Origin of the sequence: Flavobacterium columnare (assembly GCF_014844295.1) — a bacterium.
Lineage (GTDB): Bacteria > Bacteroidota > Bacteroidia > Flavobacteriales > Flavobacteriaceae > Flavobacterium > Flavobacterium columnare.
On sequence record NZ_CP054494.1, the window covers coordinates 2,362,404 to 2,380,359 of the forward strand.

Genomic DNA, 17,956 nt, shown 5'->3' on the forward strand with positions numbered 1-17,956 from the left:
ACTCTTTTTGTAATCAAAAAGTTTCACCAAACAAGGGCATTAAACCCAGATTGTGCATTAGTAGTTTATGACAGATAAAAAAGACTTTGAATTTAAAAAAGAAATCCTTTTTTTGCTTTCAATGCAGTTAAACCACATCTGCGGGAAAAAGCCTTGTATTTTTATCTTCGTTACTCTTTTCTTTTTTATCACAACGGCTAGATTCAAAAAATACGGTACTATTGATCCTAGTCTTTTTTTATTAAATGGTCAATCATCCCATTAAATACAAAAACATGAAACGGAGAGACAGCATACCAATAAATTCGACCAAGAACTCCTTTAGGTCTAAAAACAGCTCGTTGATACAATTTGTTTTTCTTGATAGAAAATTCCAACCAAGCTTCGCCAGGCAACTTCATTTCTGCGAATAATAATAAACGTTTTTGTTGTTTATCAGCTAAAATAACTCGCCAAAAATCCAAAGAATCACCTGATTGAATTTCATTTTGATGTGTTCTGCCACGACGCAATCCTACTCCTCCAAAAAATTTATCTACAATCCCTCTTAGTTCCCACATCCAGTTAAAAGCGTACCACCCGTTTTTTCCTCCTATAGACCAGATTTTTTCCAATGTTAATTTTTCATCAATTATATTTCTTACTCGTAAATCTTTAAAACAACCATAGGAAGGAACTTGTATATAATCATGTAATTGATTCTGAAAAAAACCACTACTCATAGCATCTTTCCAACTAGAAATAACAGCATTTTGCTCTATTTTTTGAAAGGCTAAAGCAACGGATTCTTCATAAGGAATAGGAGTAATGTTTAGCAACTCATTTATAGTACTTGGTTTTCCTATGACTTCAACCTTTAAGCTATCAACTAAAGCTTTAGCTAAATTGAATGAAATAGAAGTAACAAAATACAACCAATAAGAAGATAATTTTGGAGTCAAGATGGGTAGGGTAAAAATAGATCGTTTTAAGTTTCTAACAGCTCCAAATTTTAACAACATCTGTTTGTAAGTAAGTATTTCTGGACCAAAAATATCAAATGACTTATTATATGTTGCTTTTACTAAAATAGTTTTGGTAAGATAATTTAAAACATCTCTTATTGCTATAGATTGAGTTTTTGTATTGAGCCATTTAGGAGTTATCATAAGAGGCAATTTTTCCACAATATCACGTATAATTTCAAAAGAAGCACTACCACTTCCAACGATGATGCCTGCTCTAAAAGTTGTTAGAGCATATTTTTGTGATTGTAAGGTTTTTTCAACACATAGCCTAGATTGTAAATGTTTTGATAAAGTATTATTGTTTACAATGCCACTTAAATATATAACTTGTATGCAATTTGTTTTTTCAATCAATGTTTTAAAGTTTTCAGCACAAATTTTTTCCATCTTTTCAAAATCTCCTCCAGAGGCAGACATAGAATGGATTAAATAGTAAGCAACATCAATATCCTGTGGTAACTGAATTGTTTCAATATTTAAAAAATCTATTTTTATAAAAGTAATGTTAGGATGGTTTTCATAGATATAAGGGGTTCGGTTAAAATCGCGAACGCAGCATACCAATTTATGATTTGCTTCTAACAACAAGGGGATTAAACGTTGTGCTATATATCCTGTAGTTCCTGTAATTAATATCTTCATCTGTAAACATTTTAAAAGTTATTGGTTTTCTTTGAGATAAATCAATGGTGAATGTCTTTTTATGAATTAATAAAATGTTTTTTTAAGCCGTTTAAAAACAAAAGAACAACTGCGTGTTAATTATGTAAAAAAATGTTCTTAAGTAGGAAAATTACCTTATCTTTATGTAAATAACTGTATTTTAGTTTAATAACTTATTAGGTTGATTCAAATTTAGTAAAATATTTTTCTATTTACAATAAAATAGTATAAATTTGTACTAATTAAATTTTTCGAAATGAAAAAAGCAGTTATCATAGGTTCAGGATTTTCATCATTAACAGCAGCCTGTTATATGGCAAAGGCGGGCTATAGTGTACAAGTTGTTGAAAAAAATGAACAGCTAGGAGGGAGAGCTTCCATGATGGAAATTGACGGTTTTAAATTTGATATGGGGCCCAGTTGGTACTGGATGCCCGATGTGTTTGAACGATTTTTTGCTGATTTTGGAAAAAAAGTAGAAGATTATTACTCGCTAGAAAAATTAACCCCTGCTTATCGAGTGTTTTTTGGCGAAAAGGATTCTATAGATATTGATGACAGCCTTGAAAAAATTGTAGACACATTTGAACATATAGAACAAGGAAGCGGAAAAATATTAAAACAATTTATAAAAGAAGCACACGATAATTATCAAATAGCTATTCACGACCTAGTATACAATCCAGGAAGGTCAATAACGGAATTAATTTCAATACAAACAGCTAAAAGATTACATTTATTTACTACAACCATAGCAAAGCAAGTACGCAGTAGAATAAAAGATACTAAACTGCGCAGTATTTTAGAATTTCCTGTTTTATTTTTAGGAGCTAAGCCTAGCAAGACTCCTGCTTTTTATAACTTTATGAACTATGCCGATTTTGGTTTAGGAACCTGGTACCCTAAAGGAGGTTTTAATGCTGTAGCATTAGGTATCGTACAGTTAGCTAAAGAACTGGGTGTTGTTTTTCATATAAATGAAGAAGTTCTATCTATTGAAAATATAAAACATAAAGTAACTAAAATACGTACCACAAATAAAGAGTTTGAAGCGGATGTATTTATTTCAGGTGCAGATTATGCGCATACCGAAAGTTTATTAAACAAAAATAGAAATTACACTCCTAATTATTGGTCAAATAAAACATTTGCCCCAAGTTCTTTTTTGTACTATGTGGCATTTAATAAAAAAGTAAAACATTTGTTACACCATAATTTATTTTTTGATACCGATTTTGAACAACACGCAACAGAAATTTACGATACTTTTGAATACCCTAAAAAACCTTTATTTTATGCTAATTTTTCAAGTATAACAGATGATACCTTGGCTCCAGAAGGAAAAGAAATTGGGTTTTTCTTAATACCCGTAGCAGTGGACCTAAATGATAACCCAGCCATACATGAAAAATATTTTGATATCATTTTAGAAAGAATCAAAAAATGCACCGGCGAAGATTTAAAGGAAGCTATAATCTTTAAAAAATCTTTTGGAGTAAATGATTTTAAACAACGCTATCATTCTTGTAAAGGCAATGCCTATGGACTGGCTAATACGCTATTACAAACCTCTGTTTTACGCCCTCGTATAAATAATAAAAAACTCAAAAATTTTTTCTATACAGGGCAACTTACCGTTCCAGGACCAGGAGTACCTCCTGCCTTAATTTCGGGTAAAGTAGTAACTGATTATATTCTAAAAAAACAATTATAAATTTCTAAACTTTAGACTATGAATAACGAGCAACTTTTTGATCATATTTCAGGGCTTACTTCAAAAATGGTAACCCAAAAATATAGCACTTCTTTTTCATGGGCATCTAAATTGTTTAAACCTGAAATAAGACAGCATATTTATAACATTTACGGATTTGTTCGTTTTGCTGATGAAATTGTAGATACCTTTCATCAATACGATAAAGCTAAATTAATGATGCTTTTTGAAAACGAGTACCGTGCCTCTATTGAAAATGGTATTTCGCTTAATCCTATTATTAATTCGTTTTGTAAAACCCAGCGCGAAAAGAATATTCCACAACATTTAGTAGATTCTTTTTTGCATTCTATGAAAATGGATTTAGAAGAAATACAAAATCTAAACGATCAAAAATACAACGAATATATTTACGGAAGTGCAGAAGTAGTAGGATTAATGTGTTTAAAAGTATTTTTAAATGGAAATGTTCTTGAATATGAACAATTAAAACCTTATGCACAAAGTTTAGGAGCTGCTTTTCAAAAAATTAATTTTTTAAGAGATATTAGTGCTGATTTTAACGATTTAGGGCGAACTTATTTTCCTCAGGTTAATTTTAAATGTTTTTCTACGCATGAAAAACTAAATATTGAAAATGACATTGAAAATGATTTTCAAAACGCTTTAATAGGCATAAAACTATTGCCTATTTCTTCTAAAATAGCCGTTTATATGGCTTATAAGTATTACTTAAGCCTATTTAAAAAAATTAAGAAGTGTAAACCCGAAGTTTTAATTACTCAAAGAATTAGGGTTTCTAATATAAGAAAAGTTTGCCTTTTTGGCGAAATGATGGTATTTAAAAATCTAAATTTAATTAAATAAAATATCTTATAATAACAGTTATAAAAAAAACATGCAAATCATTTATTATATACTTATTACGCTACTTGTTTTTGTAGCAATGGAAGGTGTTACTTGGCTTACACATAAATACGTTATGCACGGTTTAGGCTGGTATTTTCATGAAGACCACCATCAACCCGGATATCCTCATGTTTTCGAAAAAAATGATTTCTTTTTTATAGTATTTGCCACCCCAAGCATTTTATTGTTCTTTTTTGGAGCAAACAACGGGATAAATACACTTTTTTTTATAGGATTAGGCATCTTTTTTTACGGATTAGCCTATTTTTTAATCCATGATATTCTTATTCATAGACGATTCAAATGGTTTGAAAACACAAATAATTGGTATTTACGAGGGCTAAGAAAAGCCCATAAAGTACACCACAAACACCTAGGTAAAGCAGATGGCGAATGTTTTGGAATGTTGTTTGTACCCATTAAATATTTTAAAGAAGCTAGAAAATTGAATACAAAACATTAAAATCGTGGAAAAATACTACTACTTCATATTAGATATAACCAGTTTTGCCCTTCCTTTTCTATTTAGTTTTGAGAAGAAATGGATGCACTTTATTCGTTTTTGGAAACCTTATTTTCTATCCATTATTGTCGTAGGGTTGTTTTTTATTGCTTGGGATATTTATTTTGCCTATCAAGAAATTTGGGGTTTTAATAACACCTACTTAATGGGTATTCGCTTTTTGAAATTACCCATAGAAGAATGGTTGTTTTTCTTGCTAATACCCTATGCTAGTAACTTTATACATTATGCCATGTGTTATTTTTTTCCTTATATTAAATTGACTAAAAAAGCAACCCAAAGCATAAGTGTTTGTTTATTCATTATTAGCGTATTATTACTTTTTTTTAATTTAGAAAAAAGATACACCGCTTCAAGCTTAGGTCTTTTTGCATTAATTATGTTCTTACAAAGCGTATATCAATGGCGTTATGCTCGTCAGTTTTATATAAGTTTTGTTATTATTTACATTCCTTTTTTTTTAGTTAATTCAGCACTTACAGGAATGTTTACCCCGCAAGCTGTTGTTTATTACAACAATACCGAAAACTTAAATATTCAAATAGGGACCATGCCTTTAGAAGACAGTTTTTATTGTTTTACAATGCTTTATAGTAGCGTACTCCTGTTTGAATATCTTAGAGAAAAATGGAACTATACTACTCAATTATCCTATAAAAATTAAAAAAGATGAATATTAGCATAAAAAAACAATCAGGTATTTATACCCTAACTTCTAAGCAAATACTACCTATTAGTTTAGATGAAGCATGGCATTTTTTTACCTTGCCCAAAAATCTTGATAAAATTACGCCTAAGGATATGGATTTTCGTATTACTAATAACCCCAGTAATACTACCTATGCGGGGCAAATTATTACCTACAAAATAGGTGTTTTCCCTTTTTTAAAAAATAATTGGATAACCGAAATTACACATTTAGAGCACCAAAAATTTTTTGTAGATGAACAACGTTTTGGTCCCTATACTATGTGGCATCATGAACATCATTTTGAAAAAACACCACAAGGAAACGTATTAATGACCGATATTGTTAATTTTAAACTACCCTTAGGGCTGCTAGGTAATTTAATTGCAGGATGGTGGGTGTCTAATAAAGTGCGTTTTATTTTCGAGAGTCGATACCGTATTTTAGCTAACATGTTTCAATAATTAATTAAAAATGACAATTTTTTGGTACAGAAGAGATTTACGAGTAGAGGACAACGCAGCCTTATACTTTGCTTTGCAAGAAAACCAGAGCGTATTACCTATTTTTATTTTTGATACTACTATTTTAAATCAATTAGAAAAAACGGATGCTCGGGTTTCGTTTATTCATGAACAGTTACAATATATTAACAGGCAGCTTAAAGCAGTAAACAAATCTTTAGCTATCTTTTATGGCAATCCGGTAGAAATTTTTTCAGAACTTATAACAAAGCATAAAATTGAAAATGTTTATACAAATCATGATTATGAACCAGCCGCCCGAAAACGAGATAAAGCCATTAATGAACTACTAAAATCACACCAAGTAGCCTTTAAAACGTGTAAGGATCAAGTTATTTTTGAAAAAACAGAAATATTAAAAAACAATCAAACACCTTATGTGGTTTATACACCCTATTCTAAAAAATGGAAAGAAAACTTAAATACAATACAATTACCATATTACCCCTCTGAAAAATTAATACATAAAATAATACCACATAATTACCCTTTTTTAAGTTTAAAGGACATTAGTTTTAAGCCTACTACTATTGTGTTCCCTAAATATAATATTTCAGATGCGTTGATAACCCATTACGAAGCCACTCGTAATTATCCCAGTTTACCAGGAACCTCATTATTAAGCATTCATTTGCGTTTTGGAACTTTAAGCATACGAAAATTAGTAGAATATGTGCGCACCTTTGAAAACCCAACGTTTCTAAACGAACTGATTTGGAGAGAATTTTTTATGCAAATTTTGTGGCATTTTCCTCATACAGTTCACAAGAGTTTCAAGGATAAATATGATCATATACCATGGGAAAATAATGAGCTTTTTTTTCAAAAATGGTGTCAAGGACAAACAGGTTATCCTTTTGTAGATGCAGGTATGCGAGAGCTTAATGCAACAGGGCACATGCACAACCGTGTACGAATGATTGTGGCTAGTTTTTTATGCAAACATTTATTAATAGACTGGCGTTGGGGTGAGGCTTATTTTGCTACAAAATTATTAGATTATGAGCAATCAAGTAATGTAGGCAACTGGCAATGGGCTGCTGGGAGTGGGGTAGATGCAGCACCTTACTTTAGGATTTTTAACCCAACCGAGCAGATTAAAAAGTTTGACCCCAATTTACAATACATCAAAAAATGGATTCCAGAGTTAGAAACCCCTCAGTATCCTAAACCTATGGTAGATCATAAAATAGCTCGTGAAAGATGCTTAACTACCTATAAAACGATAGTAGGTTAAACCTGTTTCTTATGCTTATTGTTGATAAAAAAACAGAAAAAAAAGACTCTTTTTTTTAAAAAAATCCTGTAAAATAGTTTTATTATAGTTTAATACTCCTTACTTTAGACCACATATTAATAGGGACAAATATGAGGTTAGCGTGTAATATTCTGTTTGTTTTTTTAGTTATTTCATGTACTAAAAAAATAGAATTAAAAGAATTGAATAAGTTAAATGGTTATTGGCAAATAGAAAAAGTAGAAGTCGTTGAAGGTGAGGATAAAAAATATGTAATAAATGAAAATTATGATTATTTTGAATTCACAGAAAAGCAAGGATTTCATAAAAAAGTACGTTGGCAACCTACAGGTAAATTTTTAATTAACGATTTACAAGAAACAATAAAAGGAATAGAAAAAGAAGGTGAGATTTATTTAGAATTTAGTTCCAAATTTGGAAAACACAAGGATAAATTGCTAAAAATTACAGACCAAGAAATGATTTTAGAAGCAGAAAATGGAAATGAAAATTATTACGCAAAAGTAATGGAAGATGGCAAAACGATTAAATAATGACAGCCCAATAGGGGACATACTAAAACAGATTATTCAAACAAACAAATTAGAGAAAGGGCTAAATCAAATTTCGGTAGTTGATGCTTGGAAAAATTTAATGGGAAATGGCGTGAATTATTACACACAAGGAGTTATATTAAAAGGTTCTGTTTTATATGTTGAATTAACATCTGCCGTTTTAAGAGAAGAATTAAGTTATGGAAAAGATAAAATTATAAAAATGATAAACGAAGAGTTAGGAGGAGAAATTGTAAAAGACGTTGTTTTACGGTAATTTCTTGAAGTTATCCAAAAATAACTAGAGTTATATATAATGTTTAAAATAAAAAATAAGCTTATTGATTAGATAATTACAAATAGATGTGTATGAATTTTTTAAAACCAAATGCTAGATTGGCATTACTACTAGTAATGCAAATGTCCGTTTTAAGTTGTAACAACGAAGACGTTGTGACCAATGAATCCCCAAAAGAGAGTCAAGCTCTTAATGACAAAGGGATTTATGCTGGTCCTAAAACAGAATTAAAAATTAGTAGAAGAATCCTTTCTCCATCATCAAATGAAAGAGGCTATTCAAGCTGTAAAACGATTGAAGAACGCTATGATAAGACATTTGAAAATTTTTCAAAATTAGGAGGAGGAGCTCATTTGCTGTGGCCAGGAAACATTGTGCAAGGAGGAACTATTGTATCAGGAAATCTAGCGTCTATTCCTATTGATGGAACAGGAAGAAATTCAATTGAAGTAAAAGTAGATGCTTTTTCAGCAAGTTCATCAAAACCTTCAAGCATGAATGTAGAAAATCCAACGGCAGGAAAAGTACAAGGAGCCTTAGAAAAAATACTAGATGGATACTATGAATCAGGAACAAAGTTTCCTGCTAATTATGCTGTTGAAATTCAGAGAACCTACGATAGCAAGCAATTACAAGTAGCCGTAGGGGTTGGTTATACAGGACCGGCAGCAGGTTTGTCAGCGAGTTTGGGAATAAACTTTAAGAAAAACAAGACTTATTACGCTGTTACGCTTAAACAAAAATTCTTTAATGTATCAGTATTAGCAAAACCAGGACTTCAAGGCGATTTTGGTTGGATAAAAAAAGAGTATCCAAGATCTGAATTTGATAAATATATAGGAGAAAAAAATCCAGCTGCCTATATATCATCTGTAACCTATGGTAGATTATATACTTTAGTTTACGAATCCGATGAAAGTTCTTTTGAAATGGAACAAGCTTTAAACTTTGCTTATAAAAATCCAGCTGCAAACATAACAGCCGAGCAAAAGTTAAGATATGCCAGTACATTTCAAAATACAAAAGTATATGCAAAACAGTTAGGAGGTAGCGCAACTGGTGGATTAGATTCAGCATTTGGGGCTTTTGCAGGAAATTTTGAAAAAGTAAGAGACTTTGTGGTGAATGGAGCAGAGGTTTCTAAACAAAACCCAGGATACCCAATAGAATATACTGCTGTAAATATTGAATCAAACCTTGATGTTACTATTAATGTTAATGGAGTATCAAACTACTCAGAATGTGAAGAAACTTTATACACAGCGAAGACTTATGATGAAGCTAAAAAAGCAGTGGATAAACTAAAATCAGATTACGGTATAGCTAATTGTGCCAAAATTATCATATTCAATAATACAGATAGAGAAATTGTATTAAAAAATTATACTCCTTGGTATGGTAGTTATTTTTACAATACACCACCAACCTCTATTCCAGTAAAAAAATACGGATATGTTTTAGCAGTTCATAAAACAGGAGCGTCAACAGGTACATTTAACCAAATAGCATATACTATAGATGATAAAACAGTAAGTTTTGGAACCTATGCACCTTGGGATCAGTTTAGAACCAATAATGTTTTAGTTGATTTTAAAGAAATAACAGAATCAGAGTTATACAATAATAGTGTACGTCCTTCTATTGAAAAACTACAAGGCCCTTTTAGAGTAAGAGGTACTATTGCAACAGGAGATGCTCCTTATGTGAATTTTGAAGTTAATGGAAAAGGAAATAGTTATATAAATTAATAAGTATTTAATTTAGAGAGGCTGTCTGAAAAGTCAAAACTTAACGTTTAATCGGTTGTTTTAATGACAGGAGAAATTACATTATCATTTTTATGTAATTCTCTCTTTTGATGGAAATGATAAGATTATGACCTCTTCAGACAGCCTTTTTTTATTTCCGAAAACTAAGAGGAAAATAAGGTTTAATAGTCAAAAATAATATCATTTAAACTTAAAATATACTAGATTAAAAAGTAAAATTCTCGATACGTTTTTTTTCATTTTAAAAACAACTTGAACAGACGGTTGAGTATATAATTGAAATCATCGTTCGTTCGAGCACGAAGCGCATCGATAACCAACACTAATTTTTGTTGTTTTTGTAGATATCCTATTTTTAAAAAGAAAATTCAAAGTTTAAATGGTGTAATTTGTGAAATAGCTGTTAAGTATTGTAAAATATGGTTTAATAGTCAAAAAGGGTTGGTAAAAATACTGTAAAGCATTCTAAAATATGATATTCCGAAGGGTTTATTGAAATTTGTTTCAATAAACTTTTTTTATTTATGAAAACTTCAAAAAAAGAGATATCCAACTTGGAAAAGCCTCAATACGATAAAGTGGGGAATAAGAGAAAATAAGCAACGATTTAAGTGTAATGATTGTGGTCAATTATTTACTTCAAATAATAAATCAGTTTCAGATTCTAATAAAGAGATTTGGTTTAAAAACTGGATAATCGGTAAAGATATTTTTGATAAAATTTCACTTGAATCTGGTTACAGTAAAAGTACTTTACAACGTTATTTTTCTAAAATGTTATCTAAAGCTCCTGTTTTAGAGTTTAGTTCCACTGATGATTTTTATTTTATGATTGATGGGACTTATCTTCCTAATGATATTTGCTTAGTAGTTTATAGAAATTTTCATTTAAAATCTACTCAACTTTATAGAATAACTGATAACGAAAATTATGAAGAAGTTGCAGAAGATTTACAAAATTTATTAAATCTAGGGATTACTATAAAATATATTACTTCTGATGGTGATAAATCTGTATTAAAAGCGATACAAAGAATTTGCCCTGACATAGCTTTTCAAAGGTGTTTAGTACATATTTAAGAATGTGTAAAATTTGGCTCACCGCTAATCCAAAACACAAATCAGGCTTTGAATTAAAGCAAATTGTAATTAAAATCCATCAGATTTAATTCTCAACACAAAAGACAATTATGGTTAATAGAGCTTATAGATTGGGAAGAAAAATATAGAGACTATCTTAATGAAAGATCATATAAAATCGAAAGTAAAAAATATTGGTATACTCATAAAATGGTTAGAAGATCATTTACTGTAATTAAAAAAGCATTACCACATATCTTTACCTATCTTAAAGATGATAAAATACCAAATTCAACTAATGCTCTTGAATCATTTTTTGGACATTTGAAAGGGAATCTAAATATTCATAGAGGATTAAGTATAAAAAACAAAAAGAACTTTTTAAGGTGGTATTTATACTATAAAAATCAAATGCAAAAATAGGTTTTTTTAGCCATATTTGATTACCGATAATTAAAAAAGGATAGATTAAAACCTATCCTTTAATTATCGTATAATCATCAAACTTATTGCTGGTTGGTTGCTCCTCAGCAGAGCCAACTTCCTCTTGAATTTGATGTTGTAATATAAGCAATTTAAAATCAAAAATTACCAACCATTTTTGACCACATTACCATAAAAAAGCTGTATAAAAAAGAATATTTAACATTCAGATGCTCTTCTTCTATTGTTGAAGGCATTATGACCTCTCTGTTTTTTAGAGAGTCCAAACAACGCAATTACTTCCTTTTTGTATACCGCTTTTTTATCAATAACCTGCTATTTTTTAGACAGGCTCTCCATATAAATCAAACTCGCTTGCATCAATAATAGTAATAGTTGCAAACTCTCCTGTTTTTAAGTAGAACTTAGAAGCATCTATCAATACCTCATTATCTACATCTGGGCTATCAAATTCTGTTCTTCCTACAAAATAAGCCCCTTCTTTACGATCTATAATACATTTAAAAGTTTGTCCTATTTTTTCTTGATTTAATTCCCATGAAATTTGAGCCTGAATTTCCATAATTTCATTAGCACGTGCTTGTTTTACTTCATCTGGCACATCATCTTCCAATTCAAACGCCGTTGTATTTTCTTCATGTGAATAGGCAAAACAACCCAAACGCTCAAATCGCATTTCTTCAACCCAATTTTTAAGTATCTGGAAATCTTCTTCTGTTTCGCCTGGATATCCCACAATAAGTGTTGTACGGATGGTCATGTTAGGAACTAATTTTCTAAAATCATGTATCAACTGGGTTGTCTTTTCATACGTAGTACCTCGACGCATTGATTTTAAAATTTTATCTGAAATATGCTGTAAAGGGATATCTAAATAGTTACAAATTTTAGGCTCTCTCTTCATTAAATCCAATACATCCATAGGAAACCCTGTAGGAAAAGCATAATGCAAACGAATCCATTCTATACCTTCTACTTTTGCTAAGTTTTCTAGTAATTCTGCTAAATTTCTTTTTTTATATAAATCCAATCCATAGTAAGTCAGATCTTGAGCAATTAAAATTAATTCTTTTACACCGTCCTTGGCTAAATTTTCAGCTTCTTTGACTAATTTTTCTATAGGTTGCGATATATGTTTTCCTCTCATAATAGGAATAGCACAAAAACTACAAGGACGATCACATCCTTCTGCTATTTTTAAAAACGCATAATTTTTAGGTGTAGTCGTTAAACGTTCACCTAATAATTCATGTTTATAATCAGCCCCTAAAGCTTTTAAAAGCAAAGGCAAATCTGTCGTTCCAAAATACTGATCTACGTCTGGAATTTCATTTTCTAAATCGGGACGGTATCTTTCCGATAAACATCCTGTAACGAAAATTTTATCAATCAAACCTTGTTCTTTCTTATCTACATATTCTAATATTGTATTAACCGATTCTTCTTTAGCATTATTAATAAAACCACAAGTATTAATTACTACAATATTCCCTTCTTGTTCATGTGCTACGTCTTTGCCACTGGCTTTTAGTTGCCCCATTAAGACTTCACTATCATATACATTCTTAGAACAACCTAAGGTAATTACATTGATTTTATTTTTTTTTAACGACTTGGTTCTCATGACTGTAAAAAATTGGAGTGCAAAATTACGATAAAATTTTGAAAGATAAGACACTCTAATTCAAAAACACCTATTACTTTAAAGCAAAACCTCTTGTTAGTCTTTATAAACAAGAGGTTTTATATTTTTTATTTAATTTACTTATAACTCAAATGAAAGTGTTAGGGTTGCATTATTATTTCTTCTAGAATAACTAACAAAATCAGGAATTCCTTCAAAAATCAACTCTTTATAATTTCTTTTTGAAGTAGAAAAAGCAAAATCTAATTTTGTCCCTCCCCAATTATAGCCAAAACCTCCTGAAAAACCAACTAAGTCGCCCATTAAACTTTTATCTTTATAAGGGGACTCTTCATATCTATACCCTCCACGTAAACTCCATTGTTTTATTTTTTTCTCAACACCTACTCTAAACTCATTAGATGTTCTAAACAAATTTGAAAATATATTATTAGAATTATTTTCATTTGGATTATTAAATTGGTTAATAGGCTTAAAAATAATCGAAGAATAATCTTTTACACTGTAATCAAAACTAATAAACCCTTGTTTACCAAAAACATACCCCCCACTAAAACTCCATTTACTAGGCGTAACGACTGTATAGGGCGCAAAAATAATGGTTGTTCTCGGATCTACTTTGTTAACAACAGGACTATAAGTCGTACTTCCTCCTACCGGCTTGACAACTACTCCCGAAGTAGAAATTCTTTGTATTAGTTGATCTTCTAAAACCATCCAAGTAGGCGATTCATACGTAAGTCCTAGTCTCAACCCTGCAACGGGTTTGTAAATAGCCCCTACTTGAAATGAAAACCCCGAACCTTTTGTTGTTAATTCATTATAAAATAACACCTCATTGATCGTAGCACCTTTTGAATAATATGCTTTGTCATTTTTTTCTGTAAATGTTTTTTGTTGTGTATAATCAGAAAAATGTGCGTTTAAATTAAGACCTAACATCCATTTTTTATCATATTCGGTAGAAAAATTAAAAGCTAATTTACCGTTATATCCTGTATTACTTATGTAACTTTGTTGCGTATATTTCTTACCATCAGAAGCATGTGAAACATTAGCATAAAACACATTATTCACCGTATCATAATCTAATAATTGAGACCTATAACCTAGAGCTACTTGGTTTTGAGTAAAGCCCATTTGATCATAATTTAAACCTGCAATATCAGAAAAGCGCATCCCTCTTGCATGGTTTAAAAAATATTTATCAATAGAATTTATTGGATTTTCACCCAATACAGCTACAGTATTTTTAAAATTTGCTTGATCATCATAATTCAACGCTAAAGCAAATTTGTTCCAATCGGAATACTTATTGTTATTTTCAAAAACAAAAACCCCTCCAATTTGATTAAAAGTCAAATTACCCGTATTGGTATTTGTATTTGTTTCAAAATATTGAGTTCTAATACCATTGTATCTATTATTCAGGGTAAAAGCAAATTGATTATTTGCAAATACGACAGAACTAGCTGGATTTATACTTATCGCTGACAAATCTCCTCCCAAAGCACCGAAAGCACCGCTTAGGGCTCTAAATCGAGCGGTTCCATTCATATCTATTATGGAATATTGCAGAGCTTCTTTTACTCCTTGTGCATTACTATTCAAAAAACTTATAAGAATAATAAATACTAAATAAAACTTTTTCATTTTTTTACTTATAAAACCTTAAATATAAAGTAGCATTTAACAAATTTTGAATCTTAAACTATGGTTATCTACGCCCTCCATTATTATAAAATCTAGGTGAAGACTCATAGTTTCTAGGCGCTTCATAACTCCTTGGTGAAGATTCATAGTTTCTAGGTGCTTCATAACTCCTTGGTGAAGATTCATAGTTTCTAGGTGCTTCATAACTCCTTGGTGAAGATTCATAGTTTCTAGGTGCCTCATAACTCCTTGGTGAAGATTCATAGTTTCTAGGTGCTTCATAACTCCTTGGTGAAGATTCATAGTTTTTAGGTGCTTCATAACTCCTTGGTGAAGATTCATAGTTTCTAGGTGCTTCATAACTCCTTGGTGAAGATTCATAGTTTCTAGGTGTTTCATAGCTCCTTGGCGAAGATTCATAGTTTCTAGGTCTAGTATTAGTTATATAATCTTGTGTATCTCCTCCATTTCTTCTTGAACCAATATAATTTGGATTGGTATTATAATTTAAAAACGAATTTGAATAGTTTAAATAACTTCCTCCATCATATCCTCCAAACCTTCTTTCTCCACTATAACTGTAATTTCTTCCATAATAATAAGAATTATTCCAACCATAATACGTATTAGTATAGTAAGGGTCATACCAACCAGATCCCCAATAAGGACCATAATACGTATATCCCCAATGAGGGCTATAATACCAATCATTCCAATAACTAAATCCAGAATAATAAGGTCTATATCCCCAATGGTTCCACCATGTTCCATAACTCCATCCCCAATGATTCCAAGAATTATTGTATACATTTACCGTTACCTCTTTATTATTGCCTCCCCAACCTTCATAATTCTTTCTAGATACTATTTTAGTAGTATCTAAAGTTGAAGTATAACTAGCAATATCTGTAAACACTTCTTTATTAGAGATTTTAAAATCATTTGCTTTAGCACCAAAATACTCTTTATAACGTCCACCATCATTATTTTGATCTTTAATCTCTTGAACTATCCTCGTTTCCTTAGGAGTAGAACCATAAATGCCATCATTATCATAATAGGAAATATTTTGATAAGAAGCACAAGCTTGTGCAAGCAAGCCTATGCTTACTAATACTGTTTTAACAACAGCATTTCTTAAATATTGGAAGTTTGTTTTCATTTCTCAATTTTTTATTGTTGGACAATACAAAAATAACTAGTTTTGCACAAATTATTTCAACTTTAACAAATCACAATTTTTGTGCCAAAATACTGATAATGAGCAAGAACTTAACAAAACGCGCAGACGATTATTCCAAATGGTATAATGAACTAGTAGTAAAAGCCGATTTAGCTGAAAATTCAGCGGTTAGAGGATGTATGGTGATCAAACCTTACGGCTATGCTATTTGGGAAAAAATGCAAGCACAATTAGACAAAATGTTTAAAGAAACAGGGCACAGTAACGCCTATTTCCCTCTTTTTGTACCTAAAAGTATGTTTGAAGCCGAAGAAAAAAATGCAGAAGGTTTTGCCAAAGAATGTGCTGTGGTTACACACTATCGTTTAAAAAATGATGAAGAACGACCAGGTAAATTAATGGTTGATCCTAATGCTAAATTAGAAGAAGAACTAATTGTACGTCCTACTTCTGAGGCTATTATTTGGAGTACTTATAAAAACTGGATTCAATCATACAGAGACCTTCCATTACTAATTAACCAATGGGCCAATGTAGTACGTTGGGAAATGCGTACACGCTTATTTTTACGTACAGCTGAGTTTTTATGGCAAGAAGGTCACACAGCACATGCTACAAAACAAGAAGCATTAGACGAAACAGTACAAATGATGAATGTATATGCCAATTTCGTTGAGAACTTTATGGCTATACCAGTAGTAAAAGGAGTAAAAACCGCTAATGAGCGTTTTGCAGGAGCTGAAGAAACTTTTTGTATAGAAGCCTTAATGCAAGATGGTAAGGCATTACAAGCAGGAACATCTCATTTTTTAGGCCAAAACTTTGCCAATGCCTTTGATGTAAAATTCACCAGTTCCGAAGGCAAACAAGAATATGTATGGGGAACTTCATGGGGCGTATCTACCCGTTTAATGGGAGCTTTAATTATGACTCACTCTGACGATAACGGATTAGTACTACCTCCTAACTTAGCCCCTATTCAAGTCGTTATTGTACCTATTTTTAAATCAGATGAAGAATTAGAAAAAATCACGGCAGCAGCTGATGATTTAAGTAATTCCTTAAGAAAGCTAGGTCTTTCTGTTAAGTTTGACAACAGAACCACACAAAAACCAGGGTTTAAATTTGCTGAATGGGAACTAAAAGGAGTCCCTGTTCGCGTGGCTATAGGACCTAAAGATTTAGAAAACGGAACTTTTGAAATTGCTCGTCGTGATACTTTATCTAAACAAGTAGTAACCAAAGAGGACGTAGTATCCTTTATTCAAAGCTTAATGGAAGAAATCCAAACCGAAATGTTCACTAAAGCTTTAAGTTTTAGAAATGCTCATATTACAGAAGTAAACACATTTGATGAGTTTAAAGATATCTTAGAAAACAAAGGAGGATTTGTATCCGCTCATTGGGACGGAACCCCAGAAACCGAAGAAAAAATAAAAGAATTAACCAAAGCAACGATCCGTTGTATCCCTTTAGAACGAAAAGAAGAAAATGGAATTTGTATTTTTTCAGGAAATCCTTCAAACGGAAGAGTCTTATTTGCAAAGGCTTACTAAAAAAAGATAAAAAAAAACAAAAAAAAATTACGAGTGCTATTGCAAAAACAAAAAATGTGTGTATCTTTGCACTCGAAATACGGAAATGATCGCTCAATAAAAGCAATCAAAGTACAAAAAGGCCCGTTCGTCTATCGGTTAGGACTCAAGATTTTCATTCTTGCAAGAGGGGTTCGATTCCCCTACGGGCTACAAAAATTGAAATACTGAAAAAACAAATGCCTTATGGCCCGTTCGTCTATCGGTTAGGACTCAAGATTTTCATTCTTGCAAGAGGGGTTCGATTCCCCTACGGGCTACAACTTTAAAATACTATAAGGCTTCTTGGCCCGTTCGTCTATCGGTTAGGACTCAAGATTTTCATTCTTGCAAGAGGGGTTCGATTCCCCTACGGGCTACAAATTAGTTGTAAATAAGTTTTATAAAATAATTACTTAGTGTCTCGAGTATTATTTTATTAGTTAAAACCAAAGTGATTACCAAGGTAGTTGTGGGAGGTTTTTCTTTTT

The 17,956-nt window shown here is 31.2% G+C and carries 16 protein-coding genes, 3 tRNA genes and 1 pseudogene; 16 read left to right on the forward strand and 4 right to left on the reverse strand.

Features of this window, described 5'->3' with window-relative positions:
• Window positions 1-227 precede the first annotated feature (227 nt).
• Window positions 228-1,649 (reverse strand): SDR family oxidoreductase, encoded by a 1,422-nt coding sequence (locus tag HUE53_RS10285; protein ID WP_065213407.1) that lies wholly within the window; start codon window positions 1,647-1,649, stop codon window positions 228-230.
• A 277-nt stretch (window positions 1,650-1,926) separates the two neighbouring features.
• On the opposite strand from HUE53_RS10285, the gene HUE53_RS10290 reads away from it, so the two are divergent.
• The 12 genes and pseudogenes from HUE53_RS10290 to HUE53_RS14340 all read left to right on the forward strand — a co-directional run bounded on the left by HUE53_RS10290 (window position 1,927) and on the right by HUE53_RS14340 (window position 11,389).
• The gene (locus HUE53_RS10290; RefSeq protein WP_014165579.1) at window positions 1,927-3,384 is read left to right on the forward strand and encodes a phytoene desaturase family protein; all 1,458 of its coding nucleotides are present in this window, start codon (window positions 1,927-1,929) and stop codon (window positions 3,382-3,384) included.
• Window positions 3,385-3,402: 18 nt separating this feature from the next.
• Complete coding sequence (locus HUE53_RS10295) at window positions 3,403-4,251, forward strand: phytoene/squalene synthase family protein (RefSeq protein ID WP_014165578.1); 849 nt, start codon at window positions 3,403-3,405, stop codon at window positions 4,249-4,251.
• Window positions 4,252-4,282: 31 nt separating this feature from the next.
• Complete coding sequence (locus HUE53_RS10300) at window positions 4,283-4,756, forward strand: sterol desaturase family protein (RefSeq protein ID WP_065213409.1); 474 nt, start codon at window positions 4,283-4,285, stop codon at window positions 4,754-4,756.
• A 4-nt stretch (window positions 4,757-4,760) separates the two neighbouring features.
• Complete coding sequence (locus HUE53_RS10305) at window positions 4,761-5,480, forward strand: lycopene cyclase domain-containing protein (RefSeq protein WP_065213410.1); 720 nt, start codon at window positions 4,761-4,763, stop codon at window positions 5,478-5,480.
• Window positions 5,481-5,485: 5 nt separating this feature from the next.
• Window positions 5,486-5,968, forward strand: a complete 483-nt coding sequence (locus HUE53_RS10310) for an SRPBCC family protein (RefSeq protein ID WP_014165575.1) — start codon at window positions 5,486-5,488, stop codon at window positions 5,966-5,968.
• 10 nt (window positions 5,969-5,978) lie between these two features.
• The gene (locus HUE53_RS10315; RefSeq protein WP_065213412.1) at window positions 5,979-7,265 is read left to right on the forward strand and encodes a cryptochrome/photolyase family protein; all 1,287 of its coding nucleotides are present in this window, start codon (window positions 5,979-5,981) and stop codon (window positions 7,263-7,265) included.
• 131 nt (window positions 7,266-7,396) lie between these two features.
• Entirely contained in the window at window positions 7,397-7,819 is a 423-nt protein-coding gene (locus tag HUE53_RS10320) for a lipocalin family protein (protein ID WP_014165573.1), read from the forward strand.
• Window positions 7,800-8,096, forward strand: coding sequence for a DUF721 domain-containing protein (locus HUE53_RS10325; RefSeq protein WP_060381770.1), 297 nt, complete (start codon window positions 7,800-7,802; stop codon window positions 8,094-8,096). The genes HUE53_RS10320 and HUE53_RS10325 overlap by 20 nt, the downstream gene beginning before the upstream one ends.
• A 92-nt stretch (window positions 8,097-8,188) precedes the next feature.
• On the forward strand, window positions 8,189-9,865 hold the full coding sequence (locus HUE53_RS10330) for a thiol-activated cytolysin family protein (protein ID WP_014165571.1): 1,677 nt from the start codon (window positions 8,189-8,191) through the stop codon (window positions 9,863-9,865).
• 591 nt (window positions 9,866-10,456) lie between these two features.
• Window positions 10,457-10,516 (forward strand): annotated as a pseudogene (locus HUE53_RS14580) (transposase-like zinc-binding domain-containing protein); the annotation flags it as partial.
• A gap of 144 nt (window positions 10,517-10,660) precedes the next feature.
• Window positions 10,661-10,966, forward strand: coding sequence for a transposase (locus tag HUE53_RS14335; RefSeq protein ID WP_014165570.1), 306 nt, complete (start codon window positions 10,661-10,663; stop codon window positions 10,964-10,966).
• A 210-nt stretch (window positions 10,967-11,176) separates the two neighbouring features.
• A complete protein-coding gene (locus HUE53_RS14340; RefSeq protein ID WP_225556138.1) occupies window positions 11,177-11,389 on the forward strand; it encodes a hypothetical protein in 213 nt (70 codons plus the stop codon).
• A 343-nt stretch (window positions 11,390-11,732) separates the two neighbouring features.
• On the opposite strand, the gene rimO is transcribed toward HUE53_RS14340, so the two are convergent.
• From rimO to HUE53_RS10350, 3 genes are all read right to left on the reverse strand, one after another.
• On the reverse strand, window positions 11,733-13,034 hold the full coding sequence (rimO, locus tag HUE53_RS10340) for a 30S ribosomal protein S12 methylthiotransferase RimO (protein WP_107317709.1): 1,302 nt from the start codon (window positions 13,032-13,034) through the stop codon (window positions 11,733-11,735).
• A 141-nt stretch (window positions 13,035-13,175) separates the two neighbouring features.
• Window positions 13,176-14,708: an OmpP1/FadL family transporter gene (locus HUE53_RS10345; protein ID WP_014165567.1), complete on the reverse strand. Its 1,533-nt coding sequence runs from the start codon at window positions 14,706-14,708 to the stop codon at window positions 13,176-13,178.
• A gap of 64 nt (window positions 14,709-14,772) precedes the next feature.
• A complete protein-coding gene (locus HUE53_RS10350; protein ID WP_014165566.1) occupies window positions 14,773-15,870 on the reverse strand; it encodes an alkaline phosphatase family protein in 1,098 nt (365 codons plus the stop codon).
• A gap of 98 nt (window positions 15,871-15,968) precedes the next feature.
• On the opposite strand from HUE53_RS10350, the gene proS reads away from it, so the two are divergent.
• From proS to HUE53_RS10370, 4 genes are all read left to right on the forward strand, one after another.
• A complete protein-coding gene (proS, locus tag HUE53_RS10355) occupies window positions 15,969-17,447 on the forward strand; it encodes a proline--tRNA ligase (RefSeq protein WP_014165565.1) in 1,479 nt (492 codons plus the stop codon).
• Between the two features lie 120 nt (window positions 17,448-17,567).
• Window positions 17,568-17,639: transfer RNA gene (locus HUE53_RS10360), tRNA-Glu, on the forward strand.
• 35 nt (window positions 17,640-17,674) lie between these two features.
• A tRNA-Glu gene (locus HUE53_RS10365) sits at window positions 17,675-17,746 on the forward strand.
• 27 nt (window positions 17,747-17,773) lie between these two features.
• Window positions 17,774-17,845, forward strand: a tRNA-Glu gene (locus HUE53_RS10370).
• Window positions 17,846-17,956 lie beyond the last annotated feature (111 nt).

Bases quoted from the DNA above. Each gene is read 5' to 3' on its own strand.
- HUE53_RS14335 (WP_014165570.1), top strand. From the start codon at position 10,661: ATGTTATCTAAAGCTCCTGTTTTAGAGTTTAGTTCCACTGATGATTTT.
- HUE53_RS10285 (WP_065213407.1), bottom strand. From the start codon at position 1,649: ATGAAGATATTAATTACAGGAACTACAGGATATATAGCACAACGTTTA.
- HUE53_RS10290 (WP_014165579.1), top strand. From the start codon at position 1,927: ATGAAAAAAGCAGTTATCATAGGTTCAGGATTTTCATCATTAACAGCA.
- HUE53_RS10320 (WP_014165573.1), top strand. From the start codon at position 7,397: ATGAGGTTAGCGTGTAATATTCTGTTTGTTTTTTTAGTTATTTCATGT.
- HUE53_RS10300 (WP_065213409.1), top strand. From the start codon at position 4,283: ATGCAAATCATTTATTATATACTTATTACGCTACTTGTTTTTGTAGCA.
- HUE53_RS10330 (WP_014165571.1), top strand. From the start codon at position 8,189: ATGAATTTTTTAAAACCAAATGCTAGATTGGCATTACTACTAGTAATG.
- HUE53_RS10315 (WP_065213412.1), top strand. From the start codon at position 5,979: ATGACAATTTTTTGGTACAGAAGAGATTTACGAGTAGAGGACAACGCA.
- rimO (WP_107317709.1), bottom strand. From the start codon at position 13,034: ATGAGAACCAAGTCGTTAAAAAAAAATAAAATCAATGTAATTACCTTA.
- HUE53_RS10295 (WP_014165578.1), top strand. From the start codon at position 3,403: ATGAATAACGAGCAACTTTTTGATCATATTTCAGGGCTTACTTCAAAA.
- HUE53_RS10345 (WP_014165567.1), bottom strand. From the start codon at position 14,708: ATGAAAAAGTTTTATTTAGTATTTATTATTCTTATAAGTTTTTTGAAT.
- HUE53_RS10310 (WP_014165575.1), top strand. From the start codon at position 5,486: ATGAATATTAGCATAAAAAAACAATCAGGTATTTATACCCTAACTTCT.
- HUE53_RS10325 (WP_060381770.1), top strand. From the start codon at position 7,800: ATGGCAAAACGATTAAATAATGACAGCCCAATAGGGGACATACTAAAA.
- proS (WP_014165565.1), top strand. From the start codon at position 15,969: ATGAGCAAGAACTTAACAAAACGCGCAGACGATTATTCCAAATGGTAT.
- HUE53_RS10350 (WP_014165566.1), bottom strand. From the start codon at position 15,870: ATGAAAACAAACTTCCAATATTTAAGAAATGCTGTTGTTAAAACAGTA.
- HUE53_RS14340 (WP_225556138.1), top strand. From the start codon at position 11,177: ATGGTTAGAAGATCATTTACTGTAATTAAAAAAGCATTACCACATATC.